We start from the raw sequence: 19,377 nt of genomic DNA, 5'->3' as shown, positions 1-19,377 counted from the left end.
ATGAAAAACATCAGTATTAACATCGACAAAGCACTGGGCACTGTTACAAAAGAACAGATCTATGCACAGGAAGCTAAGGCAAACGAATGTATTGCCACTTTACATAATGGGAACGGAGCCGGTAACGACTTTTTAGGCTGGTTAAACCTCCCCTCTTCTATCACGGATGCAGAATTGACAGACATCGAGAACACAGCCAATGTGCTTCGTTCAAAATGTGAAGTTGTTGTTGCTATCGGTATCGGCGGAAGTTACCTCGGAACAAAGGCGGTTGTTGAAGCATTGAACAATAGCTTCGATTGGTTGCAATCTGATCGTAAGAACCCGGTTATCCTGTATGCCGGACAAAATATTGGTGAAGATTACCTGTATGAACTGTGTGAGATCCTGAAGGGAAAACAGTTCGGTCTGATCAACATCTCCAAATCTGGTACGACAACAGAACCTGCTCTTGCATTCCGAATGTTGAAAAAACAACTGGAAGATGCTGTCGGTAAAGAAGAAGCTAAACATCGTATCGTTGCTATTACTGATGCTAAAAGAGGTGCCCTGCGTACTTTAGCAGATCAGGAAGGTTATAAGACATTCATTATCCCTGATAATGTGGGCGGACGTTTCTCTGTACTGACTCCGGTCGGTTTGTTGCCTATCGCTGTTGCTGGTATCAGTATCCGTGACCTGGTTGCCGGTGCTGTATCTATGGAAAAAGCGACTGGAATGAACGTTCCTTTCAATGAAAATATTTCTGCAATCTACGCTGCTACACGTAACGAATTATATAAGAGTGGCAAGAAGATCGAAATCCTGGCAAACTTCCATCCGAAATTGCATTACATCGCTGAATGGTGGAAACAGTTATACGGCGAAAGCGAAGGTAAAGACGGTAAAGGTATTTTCCCTGCATCTGTCGACCTGACAACCGACCTGCACTCTATGGGGCAGTGGATACAGGATGGCGAACGTACGATCTTCGAAACTGTTATCTCTGTTGAAACTCCTTCTCATAAGGTAGAAGTTCCGACTGACGAAGCGAATCTGGACGGATTGAACTTCCTTGCCGGAAAACGAGTGGACGAAGTAAATAAAATGGCAGAACTGGGTACTCAGCTGGCACATGTCGACGGTGGTGTTCCTAACATCAAGATCACTATGCCGGAAGTAAATGCGTATTATATCGGCCAGTTGTTCTATTTCTTCGAAAAAGGTTGTGGCATCAGCGGTTATATGCTGGGAGTCAACCCATTCGACCAGCCGGGCGTTGAAGCTTACAAAAAGAACATGTTCGCGTTGCTGAACAAGCCGGGATATGAAAAAGAGAGCGAAGAGATCCGCAAAAAGCTGTAATAGATAGTTATAAGTTAAATAAAAGGTGAAAGTCGGAGTTACGATACTTCCTACTTTCACCTTATTATCTTAACATTTAAAAACTCAGCCTATTAGCGGACAGTTCACTAAATATCTTTTTTATTTTATACCACTCAGTGCTTCTTTTGTAAATTGGGAATCTTTGACCGGATAATTGGACACAAATTGAAGTATTTCAGTCTTTACAAGAAATCCATTATCTAATTCTGTTTGCGTCATGGATGGTAGCATATAATCTCCAAATTGGCGATAAGCAATGACTTTCTCCATCGCAAGACTCTTCTCTACTTTCGTGCTTAGTATCCCTATCTTCCTAAATTCACCTACACTACTTTTGGCTACTATTAATCCTGTATTCTTGTCAATACAGCTTTTGACATTATTACTAAACACCAACTCAAAACAGGACTTTCCATCTACTACCAAATCACCGTATAATGTACAAGTATAACCTTTACAAGTGAAATCCTTTATTATATCTATTCCTCTTATTATTTCTTTTATTCTATAATTATCAAGCGGTTTAGCTTTTTTCTTCCCTTCTTTAAGCCAACCAATACCATTACTTACAACAGAAGAAGATGATACTTCCAAGTTTTTCAATGCTACAACTAACGTAACATCCGCTTTTGTGTAAACACTTGAAGACATAATATCCACTATACGAGTAATATGAGTGACTGATACCGTCTTACCTTTTTTGTTTATTGTTGTTGCCTTCGTTTCTATCAGGTAACTTCGAGGTGGATTCGCAGCCATCTTATCCAAACCTGTCGACTTTAAGTGCCATTGTATAACCTGTTCGGCTGTAGTGAAATTCTCCGGATTATCGAATACAAGTTCGGCCTCATTTGCCAACTCTGCTTCTTGCTCTTTTTCTATCGCCTCTTTCATTTCCTGAGTCAACTCCGGCATTTGAGCAGTCATTCCTAGTTTTAATTTTTTGATCGCATCCTCTGGGTAAATAGTTGCAACAGAATAGTCATTATTAACCTCTATTATTTCCAAGTCGGCAATAATACTTCCTTCTTTTTTTATTTTCTTTTTGGTGACCGGATGGATTATATATCCGGCGTCTGAATATACAGAAAGAACATCGCCTACTACAACTTTAGGAGAAGTAACATCCAAATAGACTTTATTATCTTCAATGCTGATAATATACCCTTGAATGACTTGTTGAGCTTTTGCCATTACAATAAAAATGGCTAAGAGCATCAGAATAATTGTTTTTCTCATCCTTTTTATAACATTAAAATATTAATCGAATCCCTAACCCATTTCCACTTGTTGTAAAATCCAGATGCCAGTCAGCAGTTTTCTCCTGAGATCTATTATAGTCTTTCACTATATTCTTTATTGATCGATTGGATGAAATACAACATAAAGTTAAACCTGTTATCCCTACTAAAACGCATCCTCCAATAACACAACCGACCGTTGTCCCTTCAGTATCTGACAATCCAGCCACAGCACCTGCTACAGCTCCACCTGCAATACCTACAGTTAAAATACCAAATCCCCAGGCTTTTGTTTTTTTAGCACTTTTATATCTAAAAAATAGATCCTGACGATCTGTAAAAAGCATCTGTATGCCATCTTTGTCCAAAGCCTCTGTTCCCAGATACAGCTTAGAACCACGAGATGCCAGATTTTGACCATAATTACCAAAACCACCAGCACTACCAACGACCTTTTTATCTATATCTCCACTAAAAAACTGATCCAGATTACGCCCAATTATCAAAAAGGCTTTCTGGATAGCCTTCCCTGTTATTGTTTGTTTGAATCCATCTGCCCCTCCATTGATTTCGGCTCCTCCTAATGCACCATATTCTAGAGCCAATTGAGCTTTACCTTGTGCTTTTCCAGTCCCACTTGTCATAAAAAGGACTTCTCCTGTTTGTAAATCCACTACACGTGTACTTATGTTTACAGCAGCTTTCAAGTTACCCATTTGCATATTTGAGGCATATTGGGCACCAACATTCTTACCAGTTGCCATCCCTATAGCTCCCATAACAGAAGCCAAAGGTATTCCCGTACGAATATTCACAACATCAGGCTTTTGCATCGTAACCTGGATTATATAACGTGCTCCTACAATCTTCCCCCTTTGAATTGCAGTCGAAGGATCAATTGCATTACCCGCAAGATCCACTTCGTCCAATTGCGCATTCAAAACACTACGATCCAATAATCGAACTTTATTATTCATTAATAATTGCTCCATTAAGACATCAGCAACATAACCTCCAAAATGACCAGAATTGACAACATCATTTATTTCTGCCGGTGCAATAACAACAGCTATCCTATCATCATTTTCCATACTCGTATTACTATTCGCAGGATTTTTTTTGTAGGCCGACATATCTGAGTTTGAAGAAACAGATAATGTAACAGGGGAACTATTATCGATTTTCTTTGTTGCCTTTTCTATTAGCTGTACTACCTGACCTGCTTTTATTTTATTAAGAGAAGACGGATCATGTGCTAGAGCTATTGAATAATCAGCATATATACTACTGATCACCATTTTACAAATTAGTTCATCTGCTTTTTTGACTCTTTGCTTAGTAACAGGATGAGTCATATAACCTCCGGCTACATAAACGCCTAATTCATCACCTACACTTATTACCGGAGAAGTCAGGTCTACATAAATCTTTTCTCCTTCAATATTAATAATATATCCTTTGTTTTTTTGGGCACAGATGAAAGTGCAATTAAACAATAAGACTAACAATAAATAAAAATATACTCTTTTCATATCTTTCTGAATTATAATAAATTTGACTACTAAAGGAAGAACTACTATCTCATAAAATAATATCAAAAGTCAGATTTGGTCGGGATACTCAGAGAATTTATATCAGGGCCAATTCTATACAGTCATCATATACCAATTTATTCTATTTCCAAACAGAATAAAGAATAGAGTTCTGTTAAAGCTTGAGTTTCTATACCCTTGTAAGCACTCCCCAATTCTGATGGGATAAACTGACCGTTACTCTTAGCAAAAAACATACAAAGACATTTAACTTTCCTGTTTGCTAAATAAATTACATTTAATGTGAAATCATCTTCTCTTTCGATCAATTTGTTAGGTATGAGTTTTCCTGTGATATTGCACATTTTCAGTTCTTCTGATGCCATATTACTAAATTTTGAATGAGTTCGATTAGAACTCATTCTTTTTTTGCAGCCTTTAGTAATCTTGATATACAAAAAAATCAATTTAGGTCTCCCCCTTGGAATAAAAATCATCGTTTGACAGTTATTTTTAAGTCAAACAGGGTATTTATTTAGATTTATTCATTAGTTTTACGGCAACATTAACAGAGTTCTAATCGAACTCTGTTCAAAATTAAAAGCCGTTAATATACGCCTTTCGCGATATATCAACGGCTATTTTATAGTACGACTTAACTAGCCTACCAAATCCGATACTATTAAACGGAAATAAATTAAATTTATCAAATACTATATTTTTTACATTCTATACCGTATTCCAGCCATCGCAGTACCCATATGACCGAAACCGACTTCGACAAATCCGGCTATCTGCCGTCCCAGTTCAATACCGATCGGGGAAACCTGATACATGAAGAATGCTTTCACCTTTGTTTCTTCATCCGGACGGTTCTCTTCGTTGATAAAAGAGGCTTTGGCCGTAGCAATAGCGACACCTGCATTCAAACGTGAATATAACGTGACAAAGTTGTAGTTATACCAATTATACTTAAAAGAAGGACAGATGGAGTGGAAAGAACTTACGAAGTCTCCGACAATCTTTTCATTCGCAATAATACGCTTGTCGCTATTTGTATAAGAATATACCAATCCAATTCCCCAATCCTCATCAGGATAAAAGATATAGCTGATATTCAGTGCTCCGAACTTGCCTTTATCATCATACAAATTGACCGATTCAGTCGATGGGTCGAAATAATTCTCATAATGATGTAACAAGTCGACTACCGGCAGACCACCGTAACTCAAAGAAACTTCATGCTGCAGATCCATCCAGTCCTGAGCTTTGCTCTGAAAACAGAAAGCAAACAGCATCATCGATAACAATAGTAAACTCTTCTTCATACTCATCAGTTTTTAATCGTTATTACCGCACCCTGTTTTTACGGGTTGTTCACATCAAAGATAGGAAATAAGAATAAGAAATTTCGTAACTTTGCAAAGATATATATAAGAATATGAACAGAATGATACAAGAAGCTATCAACCGTTATCTGCTAAAGACTAAGCAGAATTGCCTCTCTCCCAAAGCTGTACTTTTCGATATGGATGGTGTCTTATACGACTCTATGCGTTTTCATGCCCGTGCCTGGCATGAAACAGCTATGAACCATCACCTGCAGGCTGTAGAAGAAGACTTTTACATGTATGAAGGACGTACCGGAGACAGTACTATCAACGAACTATACCAACGTACTTTCCAGCGCGATGCGACCGAGAAAGAAAAGAAAGAAATATACGAAGAGAAAGCAACGTTTTTCAACCGGTACAATGACGGGAAAGCGATGACTGGGGCAGCAGATGTCCTGGCTGCAGTTAAAAACGCGGGCTTACAGACGTTAGTCGTTACCGGTTCCGGACAACATAGCCTTATCAATAAGCTGGAACATACTTATCCGGGATATTTCACACGTGAGAAGATGGTAACGGCCTTTGATGTAAAATACGGAAAGCCTCATCCTGAACCTTACCTGATGGGACTGGAGAAAGCCGGAGTAAAGGCCAATGAAGCTTTTGTCGTAGAGAATGCCCCGATGGGGGTAGAAGCCGGTGTCGCTGCCGGTATTTTTACGATTGCAGTCAATACAGGACCGCTGCCGGATAAAGTATTGCTGGATGCGGGGGCAGACCTGTTGTATCCGGATATGACAAGTCTGGCAAAGGATTGGAATAATATTATGGAATGTATTAAGAAATCGGGCAATTAGCACAGACAATTATTTTCAAAACAAAAAAGCGATGTTCACCGGATAATCACCGATAAACATCGCTTTCATAACGAATGAATATTCGTAAATTATTTATTTCACAAAATCCGCATTGTTCAGGAAGTCGAAACTTTCCTGGCAACTAGCTACCGGATCGTTATTGGTATATTGTTCAACTTCAACATACCAGTCTTTTACGTTATTAGCATACATCTGGTCGAAAATCGGTTTGAAATCGATCTTGCCGCTGGCACCAATTTCCTTGTCATCCTTAATATGGATAGTCTTGAACTGGCTGGGGCGAGCTTTCAGATAAGCAACAGGGTCGGCACCGCCTTCTTTCACCCAATAAACGTCCATCTGGAAGAATACATGATTCGGACTTACGTTATCCAACAGGAAGTCGTAGATCAACTGATCGCCAATTTTACGGAATTCGAAGTTATGGTTATGATACCCGAAAGCGATACTGGCAGCTGCAGTCTTATAACCAACCGTATTGAAATAATCGCAATACATCTTCAGGTCATCCAATGTCGTTTCATCATTGACCGGCATCCAGGGCTGAACCATATATTTTACGCCGAGTTCGTTATGAGCATCGATCGCCTGATCCCACCAACTCATTACTTCTGCTTCCTTTTCTTTGGTAAAAGCTTGTCCCAGATGGGCACTTGTACACTTCATACCAAGATCATTACACATTTTCTTGAATTCGGCCGGGGCCATACCATAAATCTTACCATTGTCATAACCGGCTGTTTCCAGATTTGTATATCCTATTTTGGAAGCTGTTTCCAAAACCTTCTGAATACCTTCGTCTTTTACAAGGTCTCTTAAAGAATACAACTGTAAACCGATATGTTTCTTCGATTTTTCGGCACAAGAAGATAATAACTGAGGTGCAACTAAACCTCCTGCAAGCAACAATGAAGCTTGCTTCAAAAAGTTACGTCTGTTCTGCATAGTACTAAAAATTAAGTTTGATTGAGAATCTGTACAAAAGTAAGACTATATTTGATGGATTCTAACATTATTTCGTTAAAATCCATCAAAAAGACCACTTTTGATTATCTATGCATCATTCGTTGCATCTTCATGTATCGATATTGTTTTATTATCAGTTTCCGGCTGCGCATAATCTGATACCTGTAAATCATACAGGAAGTAATAAAATAGACTCCAGCCTGCACCCAAAGCGTACGGTATTCGTGAGCTACTTCATTCAATGTGGCTCCTGCCGTATTGATACGGATAAACCCTTGTATTCCAGGCGTGGATGGAAACAAATAACCTATTGCTTTCCAGAACGGAGGAATCGCTTCCTTGGGCCAGGACACACCGGAAATAAACAACAGGATCACCGAGGTAAATACAAATACCAGCATCGGCGATTCGCGGCTTGTCATGAAACCGGATAATGTCATAGATAAAAAGATAGAAGCAAACAAATAAGGCAAAACAAACAGCATGACAGTCCACGGTTCCCCTACCTGCGGCAATGAGAATAATTTCGGGACCACCGCCAATGCCCAGATACAAACGACCACATATAATAATATATAGGTAAGCGATTTTCCGAATACGATACGTAATGTCCCGTTAAAATGACGGCTGATAGGGACCAGGCTGTGAAAACGATTTTTCTCCCGCGCCGTTCCTCCCAACATACCAATTCCCAGAATCAGTGTCTGCTGGATAACCAGAATCAGGATAGCCGGTACAAGGAAACTGGCAAACCCGTTCTGCGAATTAAATAAAGCGACCGATTCATACGGAATAGGGTTGATCGTAATCTTCTCCTGTTCTATCGTCGACGACGGGTTGTTCTGTGCCCGTAACTCCTTTCCTATCTCAAGTGAGACTTCGGTGGTAGCCAACAGGAACGCTTTATAAAACAACAAAGCACTCATATCGCAATAAAGCGAAACGGTCGCCTGCTTTCCTTTATGTATATTTTTACTGAACTCACTGGGAAAATACAATATCCCGTATGCCTTCTTCTCATCCAGCATCCGCTTTGCTTCTTCCATATCCGCACATACGGCAACCACCTTCACATCGGCCGTCGCATCCACCTTACGGATATATTCGCGGCTCAGATACGAGTCCGATTGGTCCACCACTACCATCTTGGCATCATGCACCACTTCGTTATTGTAAATAAAGGCATACAATAGCGGATAGACGAACGGAACCAGGAAGAAAAAGATCATTACTCCCGAGTCTTTGAAGACGTTCTTCAGCTCGTCTTTCCAGATAAAAAAGGTATCCTGAATGCCTTCTTTGATTATATATCGTAAACGATGTTCTCTTTTCATTACTTTCAGTTTTACGGAATATACTTAAAGTACAGCAATGCATTTTTGAGATGTTTTCCGATCAGGAACGGCAAGATCAGAAAACCGATCAACCAGGCATACTCAGTCCATGAATAAAACAGGTCTCTCCCATTCAATGCCTGATCCACATAGATCAGGAAATAATGACGAAGGGGAAATAAGGTACTCAAAGCCTGCAATGTCGGGTCCATACCCAGAACCGGAAAGGAAAAGCCGACAATTGAAAAAGCGATCATACCGAACAAACTGGCAAAACTCAGTCCCAGACGTAAAGTCGGCAATGCCCCGATCATAAATACACCTACAGCCTGCGAGGCAATGACCAGCAGGAACAAAGCAACGATCATAGGCATCCATCCGCTATTCAACGGGAACGCATTAAAACCATATAGAGCGGAACAGCACAATAAAGCTATTACCGTGAAAATAACCGTTTGCGGCAAAAGTTTCCCCAACAGACTTAATGTAAACGAGTTGCCTCCGGTCTGTAGCCATTGACGGGCTGTCGAGTATTTCAGTTCCGTTCCGATACTGAAAACCGTCACCAAGAAGATCATCAACTGGAGCACACCCGGCAAAATCGTATTATTCAGGTAAACGGAATAGTTCAGCCAGGGATTACCGAGCGCATGTGTATCTACAACCACAGGTTGAAGTTGCCCCATGATCTGGTCGGTCGTATATCCTTTCGCCAGTCCAGTCTGCAAACCGACTGAAGCACCCGCCAGAACAGACATTGTCTTCATATCCCTGAAAAGCAGGGAAGCAGCAATCAGATAAGTTCCGTTCGTATAAAAAGACAACGTCGGTTGTTTTCCCGTAGTCGCTTCCACGGCAAAATCTTTCGGTATATAGAAAATTCCATATACATTTCCTTTTTGCATTTCCCGGCGTGCATCATCGAATGTTGCAGTCTTATAAACAACCTCTGTCTGCTCAAAAGCATCCAGCTGCCGGATCAGGTTGCGGGAAGTGGCAGAACCATCCATGTCGACCACTGCGATCGGCAAATTGGTTGGCAACCCCTCCTGCATCAGTGACAGGAAGAAGACGACACAGAGAACCGGAGCGATCAGCATACAGAAGAAATAGATCGGCTTCGATGTCAGCCGGTGTATCTCCCGCTTCGCTACATTCCAGATACTATGTAAACTCTGCTTCAGGGTCATAATATTTCGTTTCCTTTTTTCTTCATTACAACAGACATGCCGGGACGCAGATCAGCGATTTTCTCCTGCGGACGTGCACGCACTTCGAAAGTCTTAGAGTCGAACTGTCCGGTTGTCTTTGTCGCTTTCCAGGCAGCATACGATCCCATATCTTTCATATAATATACTTTCAGTTTTACAGGCTTATTGTCGAGTGCCGGTATAAAAGCATTCAGTTCCGATCCGATCTTGATATCTTTCAACAGATCTTCACGCACACTGAATGACACCCACATATCGTTCAGGTCTGTAATATTCATGATCGGCGCACCGGTTCCGACCAACTCTCCCACTTGTGGGAAACGTTCGGATACTTCACCGTCAATCGGTGAAACCAAAGCCGACTCTTTCAGATAAGACTCCACTTCGGCTACAGCACCGCCAGCCTGCTGAACCAGGGCGGCAGCCGCTGCTTTGTCTTCCGAACGGGCACCGTCCATTGCCATATCATACTGTGACTTTGCCGCTTTCTCCGTGGCTACCATCGCCTTATAATTCGCTTCCGCTTCATCTCTTTTCTGGGCAGACATAACGCCTTTTTCATACAGATTCTGAACACGGGTATACGATTTCTTTGCTATTTCAAGACCGGCCTGTGCTTTCTGCCACATTTCATAAGCTCCGGCTATTTCCTGTGCACGGGCTCCTTTGATTGCTTTGGCATTCTGCGCTTCAGCCGCTTTCTGAGCAGCTTCCGCCTGTTGCAATTTTGCCAGCACCTCCGGCGTATTCAGATAAACCAGTGTATCACCGGCTTTTACTTTATCTCCTTCGTCAAAACGATATGATTCGATCCGTCCGGGAACTTTCCCGGAAATACGGACCTGATTGGCTTCAGCCTGCCCCATAATAATATCATCAGGAGGAGTAAGCAAAAAGAAACCGGTCAATGCGACTAATCCGATCACGACCAATACCGTGATAAATGCCAACATCATGTTGCTGATCGAAAACTTTTTATTCTCGTTCATCTTTGTATATTTTTATTGTTATTACTTCTGTTTGTCTACCGAGAGATTACCCATTGCTTTCGACAGGTAAACTTCCGTTAATTTCACCTCTATCTGGGCATCGATCAGGCTGGAGCGTGCCGAAACCCAGGCGGTTTGCGCTTCCATCAGATTCAGTGCCGGAATAACACCTTCTTCAAAGCCCAGATTGGCATGACGAAGGTTCTCTTCCGCATTTTCCATGTTACGGGAAGAAGCCGTCAGTTTCTTATTGGCTTCATTCACCTTATAGACGGATTGGTTCACTTGCAATTCCACCTTCTCACGCGCTTCCATTAGTTGTAACATCTGGATACGTGTTTCGGCACGAGCGGCATTCCGTTTGTAACTGCCTTCCCACCAACCGGACAGGGGTACTTTTACCATTACACCGACATTGAACATTCCGGCAAATTCATTTTTAAAGCCGTTGAATGCATTCGGGTTCGTTACCAGATAATTTGCCGACAGAGCGACATTGGGCAACATATCCGCTAAAACGATGCGTTCTTTTTTCTGATAGATCTTTGTTGCCAGTTCCAGGCTTTTCAGTTCATCGCGATTGGCAAAGGCTTCATTCACATTCGCTACGGCATCATTGGAATGTACAGGGAAGTTCTCTATATTTTCATCCGCCAGTGCCAATGGCTCGTCGAGAGGCAATCCGCAAATTTGGGCCAGCAACATACGTGACAAGGCGAGTCCGTTATCCACTTTTGTCTGTGCCATTTCCGCCTCATTCAGCTTCACCTTCACAGAAAGGCCATCCGCCTGTGTGGCAACACCTTCTGTAATCATGGCAGTCACATCGCTATCCATTTTACGGAGCAGTCCGACATAGGCATCCGCCAACTTCTTTTTATTGACCAAAGAGATCACTTGCCAGTACGTTTCGTCGGTTTTATAAATGACTTCCTGCAATTGGAGGTCGTTCATCGACTCAGCCAACTCACGCGCATATTTGGTAATTTGATTATAGGATGCGATCTTCCCCCCCATGAAGACGGGTTGAACCAGCGAAACACCTCCTACCCAGATATTCTGTACATCCAGATGCTGCATCTCATCTACTCCTCCCATCAATTGTCCGAAAACAGGAAGTTGGGCAATCGGCCCCAAGGCAGAACCGAGTTTGGCACTCAAAGCATCCATGTCCAGCAGATTGATATCTTTCTGATTCCACATATAACCTCCCATCGCGGAAAGTTGCGGGAAATATTTGGTAAAAGCTGCCTTCTTTTCTTCATTCGCCGCCTTTACCTTTTCGCCGGACATTTGCAATTCCTTATTATTCTGAATAGCTAAGTTTCGACATTCTTCCAATGTCAATGTCTGTTGGGAATTAGCATAACCAGACCAGACCAACAATCCTACTAATACGATAATCCGTTTCATCTTTTTATTGTTTTTTCATCCGGAGATTTTATTTTAACCACTAAAACAATTTATCACCCTTATTCATAATAAAAAACAACTGGTTATCTCCTATTGTTTATATTCGATAAACCTATAATCTTCGTACACAAACAAAAGTACGACTTTCCGATGCAAAAGTACTGGTTTACTTTAAATATAAAATTGAATTAATTCAATTAAAGATGCGCTTTTTCAGCTTGCAGTACCATGCATTACTGATCCCCATATACTGAGCAATATACTTGTCGGGGACACGTTGCATGATCCACATGTAGTGATTATAAAGATATTTGATAAATTCTTCAGCCGTACAGGACTGACGGATGGCGAACATGGAGTAAAGTTTTGATATAATAGTCAGCATCGCATTCTGGTAGTACGATGCAAATAACGGATAACGCAAGGACAAGTCTTCGATATGAGTACGTGACAACCGTAACAGTTCACCGGATTCCAGCGCCTTGATCTCGAACTCGGAAGGCGCCTGAGTAAAATACCCGATAGCAGACAGGAAAGGATACAGATAGTCAGATGAAAAGCCGGTTACGCATTCATCCCCCTTTTCACTTACATATAAATTAATGAACAGTCCTTTATTGATAAAATAGGCATCCTGGCATATTTCGCCGGTGCGGAGCAGATAGTCTCCTTTATCGACAGCAATCACTTTTGTGATATTACTGAGTTCGCCTACAAAAACCTCGTCACGGGCCAGAGATTCCGGAAGATCCGCTAAAAGTTTTGCTAAGTGGCAATCTGTCTCCATCGTTAATCTTCCAACGTAAAGCTTTTCTTTCCGATATGGTTACCATCAATAAATATATCGACCCGGTAAGTTCCCGGAGACAGGAACTCTTCAATATCCCAGTACATCGTAACCGGATATTCTTCTCCATCGTATTCGATCAGCTTCTTCATGGAATAGTTGATATCTTTTCCTTCAAAAGGAAAAACATCGGCACGGCTCTTTACCAGCACGTCGTCGTCCGGTTTCAGGATACGTACATAAACAGTCTTCTCTCCAACGGGAGCAGTAATATTTTTCGCAATACGGAAGTCCACAACGAAACGTTCCATCCGTTTGATCTTCTTCGCCAGCTTTCCACGCGAATTGACCGGAGTAACCGTTATACCTGTAGCATCCAGGCGGCTTGCCAACGTAACGCGTTCGGATAGCTTCTCTTTCTCTTTCTTCAAGGTTGCAGCCTGTGAAGTGGCACGCTGATATTTTTGAACGGCTTCTTTTTTCTCTACCTGCAATTGTTCATTCGCTCTGTTCAAAGAGTCGATCTGCACAACATAATTACGCATGATCTTACGAAGCGTTTCCAGTTCTTTCTTCAAACGGGCTATTTCCTTGGTATTTGTCGCTTTCACCGTGCGAAGCTCTTCCATCAAACGCTGAACTTTCGCCTGCTCCGTAGATAACAGACTCATCAATGAGTCATTACCGACTTTGAATTGGTAACCCTCATATTGCATAGAGAGTTCATTGAACTCGTCTTCAAGCGTTTGCTTATCCAGATCATAAGCCTCGACCAAGTCAGTCATCTGCTGCTTTTGCTGATAAATATAGTAAGCGGCACCAGCGATAATCAATATCAAAATGACCACTGCCATGATCAATAATGAGAGCTTATTTATTTCTTTTGCTTCTTTCTTTTCTGTATCCATACGGTTCCTTCTAAAAATGAACGTACAAAGGTAATGTTTAATCAGATGTATTAAAACATATCCTGACCGTTTATACATTTTTTAAGAACTTAACCATTCTTTCAACAAATATGAAACGGTTTTAGCTCCGTCCGGAAGAACTATTCATTCTATTGGGTTTTCCTGTGCTATTTATAGCAGCAGATTATTTCCCCATACGGGTGGGGATTATTACCCATCTAAGTGGGGAAAAATCCCCACCCGCATGGAAATTCTGCTTCACAGCAATAAAACTTATGTGAAATCATAAAAAATATATTGAAATTCCCCTATCGATTCCCTATATATACAGCAAGCGCTGTACAGATTTTCTAAATAAAATTACTACCTTTGCCGCACTCAATTAAATAATAACACTGCATGCACGAGAAACTTATTATTCTTGATTTCGGCTCGCAAACAACGCAATTGATTGGCCGCAGGGTCAGAGAATTAAACATGTATTGCGAGATCATTCCCTACAACAAATTCCCGCATGATGCTACAGATGTGAAAGGTGTGATCCTTTCAGGAAGTCCTTACTCCGTTTACGACGAAAATGCTTTTAAGGCTGACTTGAGTGAAATTCGTGGCAAGTATCCGGTTTTAGGTATTTGTTATGGGGCTCAGTTTCTGGCTTACACATCCGGAGGCAATGTAGAACCGGCCAACTCCCGCGAGTATGGACGTGCGAATCTATCGTATATCAACAATGAAGATCCTCTGCTGAAAGGCATCGATACGGGTTCCCAGATATGGATGTCACATGGAGATACAATTACCGTATTACCTGATCACTTTAAGGTTATAGCCAGCACGGACGATGTGAAGGCTGCAGCTTATCATGTGGAAGGCGAACAGACATGGGGAGTACAATTCCATCCGGAAGTATTCCACTCTACAGACGGAACCAAATTACTGGATAATTTCCTGAATATCTGCGGATGTGCCAAAGACTGGACTCCAGCCTCTTTCATCGAATCGACTGTTGCTGAACTGAAAGAGCAGTTGGGTGACGACAAAGTGATCCTTGCCTTATCGGGCGGTGTGGATTCTTCCGTTACAGCCGTATTGCTGAACAAGGCAATCGGTAAAAACCTCACTTGTATCTTCGTCGATCACGGCTTGTTGCGCAAGAACGAGTTTGAGAACGTGATGAAAGATTACGAGCATTTGGGATTGAATGTGATCGGGGTAAATGCAAAAGAGAAATTCTATAAAGCGCTGGCCGGAGTGACCGAGCCGGAACAGAAACGTAAGATCATCGGTAAAGGTTTTATCGATGTATTCGACGAAGAAGCCCATAAACTAAAAGATATCAAATGGCTGGGACAAGGCACAATCTATCCGGACGTAATCGAGTCTTTATCCATTACTGGTACCGTGATCAAAAGCCATCACAACGTAGGCGGCCTGCCGGATACCATGAAACTGAAGCTGGTGGAACCGCTTCGTCTCCTTTTCAAAGATGAAGTCCGCCGTGTCGGTATCGAGATGGGTATGCAGCCGCACCTGATCAAACGCCATCCGTTCCCCGGTCCGGGTTTGGGTATCCGTATTTTAGGTGATATAACACCTGAAAAAGTACGTATCCTGCAGGATGCCGACGATATTTATATGTCACTGATGCGCGAATGGGGTCTTTACGACAAGATCTGGCAGGCCGGAGTAATCCTGCTCCCGATCCAGTCGGTCGGAGTAATGGGTGACGAACGTACCTATGAAAATACCGTTGCTTTGCGTGCCGTAACATCAACCGATGCCATGACAGCCGACTGGGCACAATTACCTTACGATTTTCTGGCTAAAGTATCCAACGAAATCATCAATAAGGTAAAAGGTGTAAACCGCGTTGTGTATGACATCAGTTCCAAACCACCAGCAACAATCGAGTGGGAATAAAATCAACAGAAGGATAATCTAATCAACTTAATAATTTTAGGAGGAATACGATGAAACAAGATATGATCGTTATTTTAGACCTGGGAAGTCATGAAAATACGGTATTGGCAAGAGCTATCCGTGCATTGGGAGTTTATAGTGAAATTTATCCTCACGACATCACTGTCGGGGAATTGAAAGCTCTCCCGAACGTAAAAGGTATCATCATCAACGGTGGTCCTAACCATGTGATCGACGGCGTTGCTATCGATGTAGACCCGGCTATTTATTCTATGGGCATTCCTGTCATGGCTGCCGGTCACGACAAAGCTTTATGCGAAGTTAAATTGGATGAATTTACCGATGATATAGAAGGGATCAAGAAAGCTGTCAAATCTTTTGTTTTCGATACTTGCAAAGCGGAAGCCAACTGGAATATGACAAACTTTGTCAATGACCAGATTGAACTTGTCAGACGTCAGGTTGGTGATAAAAAAGTATTATTGGCCTTATCGGGCGGAGTTGACAGTTCGGTTGTTGCCGCACTGCTTCTGAAAGCTATCGGGAATAAACTCGTTTGCGTACATGTAAACCACGGTTTGATGCGTAAAGGTGAATCGGAAGATGTAGTTGAAGTATTCAAAAATCAGCTGAAGGCAAACCTGATATATAAAGACGTAACCGATCGTTTTCTGGATAAACTGGCAGGCGTTGCCGATCCTGAAGAAAAACGTAAGATTATCGGCGGCGAATTTATCCGCGTATTCGAAGAAGAAGCACGCAAACTGGACGGCATAGATTATCTGGCTCAAGGTACTATTTATCCGGATATCGTGGAAAGCGGAACAAAGACAGCCAAGATGGTGAAGTCTCACCATAATGTAGGTGGTCTGCCTGAAGATTTACAATTCGAACTGGTTGAACCGCTGCGTCAGTTATTCAAAGACGAAGTTCGTGCTTGCGGTCTGGAACTGGGCTTGCCGTACGAAATGGTTTTCCGTCAGCCGTTCCCTGGTCCTGGCTTAGGTGTACGTTGTTTAGGGGCTATCACTCGTGATAGACTGGAAGCTGTTCGTGAAGCCGATGCGATTTTGCGTGAAGAGTTCCAGCTTGCCGGTTTAGACAAGAAAGTATGGCAGTATTTTACTGTTGTACCTGATTTCAAATCAGTAGGTGTACGTGATAATGCCCGTTCCTTCGACTGGCCTGTTATCATCCGTGCTGTCAACACCGTAGATGCTATGACTGCAACAATCGAACCGGTTGACTGGCCTATCCTGATGAAGATCACGGACCGTATACTGAAAGAGGTGAAAAACGTAAACCGCGTTTGCTACGATATGTCCCCAAAACCGAATGCAACTATCGAGTGGGAATAATCGATACAAACATCCTATAACAATAAAGCCCGGTCTTGAAATCTGAACCGGGCTTTATTATATTTCAGAATAGAACATCCCTTATTGACAACCGGACTCTCCCTGCTTTATCTCTTTTATTACCCGACAAGGATTACCGACAGCCAGTACATTCGACGGAATATCTTTCGTCACTACACTTCCGGCACCGATGACAGCATTATCGCCGATAGTCACTCCCGGTAAGACAGAGACTCCCGCACCGATCCACACATTATGACCGATCGTTACCGGACGGGCATATTCAAGTCCCCGGTTCCTCTGTTCCACATCCAATGGATGCCCAGCCGTATAAATACCAACATTCGGGGCAATAAAGGCATTATCGCCGATACAGACTTTTGCCCCGTCCAGAATAACCAGGTTCACATTCGCATAGAAATTCTCTCCTACTTCGATATTATATCCGTAGTCGCAGGCAAAAGGGGGCTCAATAATCAGACTATCACCTGTTTTACCCAATAAGAGCTTTAACAACTCTGCCTTTTCTGTTTGTTGTGAAGGGCGCAGGCGATTGTAATCGTAAAGTAACTCTTTCGCCTTTTCACGGTCAGCCAATATCTCTGTATCATAATTGGCATCATACAACAACCCCAGACGGCATTTTTCCTTTTCAGTCATTATTTACATCTTTATGTTCTCCGCAAATATAGGAGATTTATTTCAGCTTACGAGGACTTTCTCTTTTCCGCCAGAAATTTTCAATTTGTTCCAGTGAAACACCTTTTGTTTCCGGAACATAGAAATACCCCCAAATCAACGCAAGAAAAGCAACTCCTCCATAAAACCAAAAAGCACCTGCCGGATTCCCCAGATTTTCACCATCCAGTATTATTTCTTTTCCGGGTATTGTCAATGCTTTTACAATTTTAAAGAAAGTAAATGAAACGATGCTATTGAAAAGCCAAACAGACAGCGAGCCGAGAGAAGCTCCTAACCCACGTAATTTCAAAGGGAATATTTCTGAAATAATAAGCCAGCCTAAAGGACCTATACTGATCGCAAAAAAAGCGACATAACAGAATATAAGCAAAATAGCCACCCATTTTACCGAATCGCCCAACTGATTTACAAAAACAAAGCATAACCCCAGGATTAAAAGAGATACGACAATCCCTGACAATCCGATAAAATAAAGCTTTCTTCTTCCCAAGCGATCTACAAAATAAACAGATACAACCGTGAAAATAACATTGACCACCCCAACTCCGACAGAAGCCCAAATTGCCGCAACAGTCCCGTCAAAACCTGCCATCAGAAAGATCTTAGGACTATAATAGATCACTGTATTGATCCCGACAAACTGCTGAAAGAACATAATCCCTATACAGATGATCAGAGGGGTTCTCAACCAAGGTTGCAAAAGTTCTTTCCATCCGGATTTTTCTGTTTCGCTTCTTTTTATTTCCTCTTGCATCTGTTGAAAAGAATCCTTTGCCTGCTCTTCTCCTTCTATTCTTTTCAAAATACGGATACTTTCGCTATGCCTTCCCTTCGACATCAGCCAACGGGGAGTCTCAGGCATAAAGATCATACCCACAAGCAATATACAGGCTGGAATAACTCCCACATAGAACATTGGTCTCCAACAAGACATATCACCTTCATCTGCAAAATATAAATCTGATAAATAAGAAACCAAAACCCCAATTGTAACCATCAACTGAAACATTGAAACAAGCATTCCCCTCACTTTGGCTGGCGAAATTTCTGCAATATACAAAGGGACGGCAAAAGAAGAAACCCCAATCGCTATTCCCAGAAAAAGACGAGCCAGAACCAAATTCCAGGCATCAACCGCAACTCCGGACCAAATTGCCCCTACAGCAAAGATTACGGCAGAGGCTAAAATTACTTTTTTACGTCCTAAACGGTCTGTCAACCTACCACAAAACAAAGCACCTAAGATTGCCCCCAGCAAACCTGCCGACGTAATCAGTTCTATCATATTATTGTCTATTCCAAAATCCTTCTGAAAAAATGGAATGGCTCCCGAAATCACACCCGTATCAAAGCCGAAAAGTAAACCTCCAGTCGCCGCAATCATCGCTATGATATAAATCAACATCTTATTATGCTCTGTTTTCATGGTATTCAAATTA

General features: G+C 41.9%; 17 protein-coding genes. 4 read left to right on the top strand and 13 right to left on the bottom strand.

The genetic code is table 11. From position 1 onward, the window contains the following. On the top strand, positions 1-1,344 hold the full coding sequence (locus IEY67_RS22450; protein WP_183672437.1) for a glucose-6-phosphate isomerase: 1,344 nt from the start codon (positions 1-3) through the stop codon (positions 1,342-1,344). Positions 1,345-1,464: 120 nt separating this feature from the next. On the opposite strand, the gene IEY67_RS22445 is transcribed toward IEY67_RS22450, so the two are convergent. The 4 genes from IEY67_RS22445 to IEY67_RS22430 all read right to left on the bottom strand — a co-directional run bounded on the left by IEY67_RS22445 (position 1,465) and on the right by IEY67_RS22430 (position 5,466). Beyond that, positions 1,465-2,604 (bottom strand): hypothetical protein, encoded by a 1,140-nt coding sequence (locus IEY67_RS22445; RefSeq protein WP_183672436.1) that lies wholly within the window; start codon positions 2,602-2,604, stop codon positions 1,465-1,467. A gap of 13 nt (positions 2,605-2,617) precedes the next feature. Further along, positions 2,618-4,138: a CsgG/HfaB family protein gene (locus IEY67_RS22440; RefSeq protein ID WP_147382548.1), complete on the bottom strand. Its 1,521-nt coding sequence runs from the start codon at positions 4,136-4,138 to the stop codon at positions 2,618-2,620. A gap of 137 nt (positions 4,139-4,275) precedes the next feature. Further along, positions 4,276-4,524 (bottom strand): hypothetical protein, encoded by a 249-nt coding sequence (locus tag IEY67_RS22435; RefSeq protein WP_183672435.1) that lies wholly within the window; start codon positions 4,522-4,524, stop codon positions 4,276-4,278. 336 nt (positions 4,525-4,860) lie between these two features. Beyond that, complete coding sequence (locus tag IEY67_RS22430; RefSeq protein WP_183672434.1) at positions 4,861-5,466, bottom strand: hypothetical protein; 606 nt, start codon at positions 5,464-5,466, stop codon at positions 4,861-4,863. A 122-nt stretch (positions 5,467-5,588) separates the two neighbouring features. On the opposite strand from IEY67_RS22430, the gene IEY67_RS22425 reads away from it, so the two are divergent. Next, a complete protein-coding gene (locus IEY67_RS22425) occupies positions 5,589-6,329 on the top strand; it encodes an inorganic diphosphatase (protein WP_183672485.1) in 741 nt (246 codons plus the stop codon). 93 nt (positions 6,330-6,422) lie between these two features. On the opposite strand, the gene IEY67_RS22420 is transcribed toward IEY67_RS22425, so the two are convergent. From IEY67_RS22420 to IEY67_RS22390, 7 genes are all read right to left on the bottom strand, one after another. Then, positions 6,423-7,295, bottom strand: coding sequence for a sugar phosphate isomerase/epimerase family protein (locus IEY67_RS22420; RefSeq protein ID WP_122352082.1), 873 nt, complete (start codon positions 7,293-7,295; stop codon positions 6,423-6,425). A 104-nt stretch (positions 7,296-7,399) separates the two neighbouring features. Then, a complete protein-coding gene (locus IEY67_RS22415) occupies positions 7,400-8,650 on the bottom strand; it encodes an ABC transporter permease (RefSeq protein ID WP_183672433.1) in 1,251 nt (416 codons plus the stop codon). An 11-nt stretch (positions 8,651-8,661) separates the two neighbouring features. After that, the gene (locus IEY67_RS22410; protein WP_122352080.1) at positions 8,662-9,840 is read right to left on the bottom strand and encodes an ABC transporter permease; all 1,179 of its coding nucleotides are present in this window, start codon (positions 9,838-9,840) and stop codon (positions 8,662-8,664) included. Beyond that, on the bottom strand, positions 9,837-10,850 hold the full coding sequence (locus IEY67_RS22405) for an HlyD family secretion protein (RefSeq protein WP_122375293.1): 1,014 nt from the start codon (positions 10,848-10,850) through the stop codon (positions 9,837-9,839). The genes IEY67_RS22410 and IEY67_RS22405 overlap by 4 nt, the downstream gene beginning before the upstream one ends. 21 nt (positions 10,851-10,871) lie before the next feature. Then, positions 10,872-12,263, bottom strand: a complete 1,392-nt coding sequence (locus IEY67_RS22400; protein WP_183672432.1) for a TolC family protein — start codon at positions 12,261-12,263, stop codon at positions 10,872-10,874. Between the two features lie 193 nt (positions 12,264-12,456). Continuing rightward, a complete protein-coding gene (locus IEY67_RS22395) occupies positions 12,457-13,050 on the bottom strand; it encodes a Crp/Fnr family transcriptional regulator (protein ID WP_122352077.1) in 594 nt (197 codons plus the stop codon). A gap of 2 nt (positions 13,051-13,052) precedes the next feature. Then, positions 13,053-13,958 carry a DUF8429 coiled-coil domain-containing protein gene (locus tag IEY67_RS22390; protein WP_122352350.1) on the bottom strand — a complete coding sequence of 302 codons (906 nt, stop codon included), beginning with the start codon at positions 13,956-13,958 and terminating at the stop codon, positions 13,053-13,055. 399 nt (positions 13,959-14,357) lie between these two features. On the opposite strand from IEY67_RS22390, the gene guaA (IEY67_RS22385) reads away from it, so the two are divergent. Together guaA (IEY67_RS22385) and guaA (IEY67_RS22380) are read left to right on the top strand one after the other, a co-directional pair. Beyond that, positions 14,358-15,878, top strand: coding sequence for a glutamine-hydrolyzing GMP synthase (gene guaA / locus IEY67_RS22385; RefSeq protein ID WP_122352076.1), 1,521 nt, complete (start codon positions 14,358-14,360; stop codon positions 15,876-15,878). Positions 15,879-15,928: 50 nt separating this feature from the next. Then, positions 15,929-17,236 carry a glutamine-hydrolyzing GMP synthase gene (guaA, locus tag IEY67_RS22380; RefSeq protein WP_183672431.1) on the top strand — a complete coding sequence of 436 codons (1,308 nt, stop codon included), beginning with the start codon at positions 15,929-15,931 and terminating at the stop codon, positions 17,234-17,236. 81 nt (positions 17,237-17,317) lie between these two features. Here the strand turns inward: guaA (IEY67_RS22380) and IEY67_RS22375 are convergent, their stop codons facing one another. Both IEY67_RS22375 and IEY67_RS22370 read right to left on the bottom strand, forming a co-directional pair. Next, positions 17,318-17,896: a sugar O-acetyltransferase gene (locus IEY67_RS22375; protein ID WP_183672430.1), complete on the bottom strand. Its 579-nt coding sequence runs from the start codon at positions 17,894-17,896 to the stop codon at positions 17,318-17,320. Between the two features lie 37 nt (positions 17,897-17,933). Next, entirely contained in the window at positions 17,934-19,364 is a 1,431-nt protein-coding gene (locus tag IEY67_RS22370; protein ID WP_183672429.1) for a sugar porter family MFS transporter, read from the bottom strand. Positions 19,365-19,377: the final 13 nt, after the last annotated feature.

The sequence above is a fragment of the Parabacteroides faecis genome (genome assembly GCF_014647375.1).
GTDB lineage: Bacteria > Bacteroidota > Bacteroidia > Bacteroidales > Tannerellaceae > Parabacteroides > Parabacteroides faecis.
This window is presented reverse-complemented; position numbering and strand designations above follow the sequence as displayed.

Coding starts and splice junctions, on each gene's coding strand:
- IEY67_RS22450 (WP_183672437.1), top strand. CDS start 1: ATGAAAAACATCAGTATTAACATCGACAAAGCACTGGGCACTGTTACA.
- IEY67_RS22445 (WP_183672436.1), bottom strand. CDS start 2,604: ATGAGAAAAACAATTATTCTGATGCTCTTAGCCATTTTTATTGTAATG.
- IEY67_RS22440 (WP_147382548.1), bottom strand. CDS start 4,138: ATGAAAAGAGTATATTTTTATTTATTGTTAGTCTTATTGTTTAATTGC.
- IEY67_RS22435 (WP_183672435.1), bottom strand. CDS start 4,524: ATGGCATCAGAAGAACTGAAAATGTGCAATATCACAGGAAAACTCATA.
- IEY67_RS22430 (WP_183672434.1), bottom strand. CDS start 5,466: ATGAAGAAGAGTTTACTATTGTTATCGATGATGCTGTTTGCTTTCTGT.
- IEY67_RS22425 (WP_183672485.1), top strand. CDS start 5,589: ATGATACAAGAAGCTATCAACCGTTATCTGCTAAAGACTAAGCAGAAT.
- IEY67_RS22420 (WP_122352082.1), bottom strand. CDS start 7,295: ATGCAGAACAGACGTAACTTTTTGAAGCAAGCTTCATTGTTGCTTGCA.
- IEY67_RS22415 (WP_183672433.1), bottom strand. CDS start 8,650: ATGAAAAGAGAACATCGTTTACGATATATAATCAAAGAAGGCATTCAG.
- IEY67_RS22410 (WP_122352080.1), bottom strand. CDS start 9,840: ATGACCCTGAAGCAGAGTTTACATAGTATCTGGAATGTAGCGAAGCGG.
- IEY67_RS22405 (WP_122375293.1), bottom strand. CDS start 10,850: ATGAACGAGAATAAAAAGTTTTCGATCAGCAACATGATGTTGGCATTT.
- IEY67_RS22400 (WP_183672432.1), bottom strand. CDS start 12,263: ATGAAACGGATTATCGTATTAGTAGGATTGTTGGTCTGGTCTGGTTAT.
- IEY67_RS22395 (WP_122352077.1), bottom strand. CDS start 13,050: ATGGAGACAGATTGCCACTTAGCAAAACTTTTAGCGGATCTTCCGGAA.
- IEY67_RS22390 (WP_122352350.1), bottom strand. CDS start 13,958: ATGGATACAGAAAAGAAAGAAGCAAAAGAAATAAATAAGCTCTCATTA.
- guaA (WP_122352076.1), top strand. CDS start 14,358: ATGCACGAGAAACTTATTATTCTTGATTTCGGCTCGCAAACAACGCAA.
- guaA (WP_183672431.1), top strand. CDS start 15,929: ATGAAACAAGATATGATCGTTATTTTAGACCTGGGAAGTCATGAAAAT.
- IEY67_RS22375 (WP_183672430.1), bottom strand. CDS start 17,896: ATGACTGAAAAGGAAAAATGCCGTCTGGGGTTGTTGTATGATGCCAAT.
- IEY67_RS22370 (WP_183672429.1), bottom strand. CDS start 19,364: ATGAAAACAGAGCATAATAAGATGTTGATTTATATCATAGCGATGATT.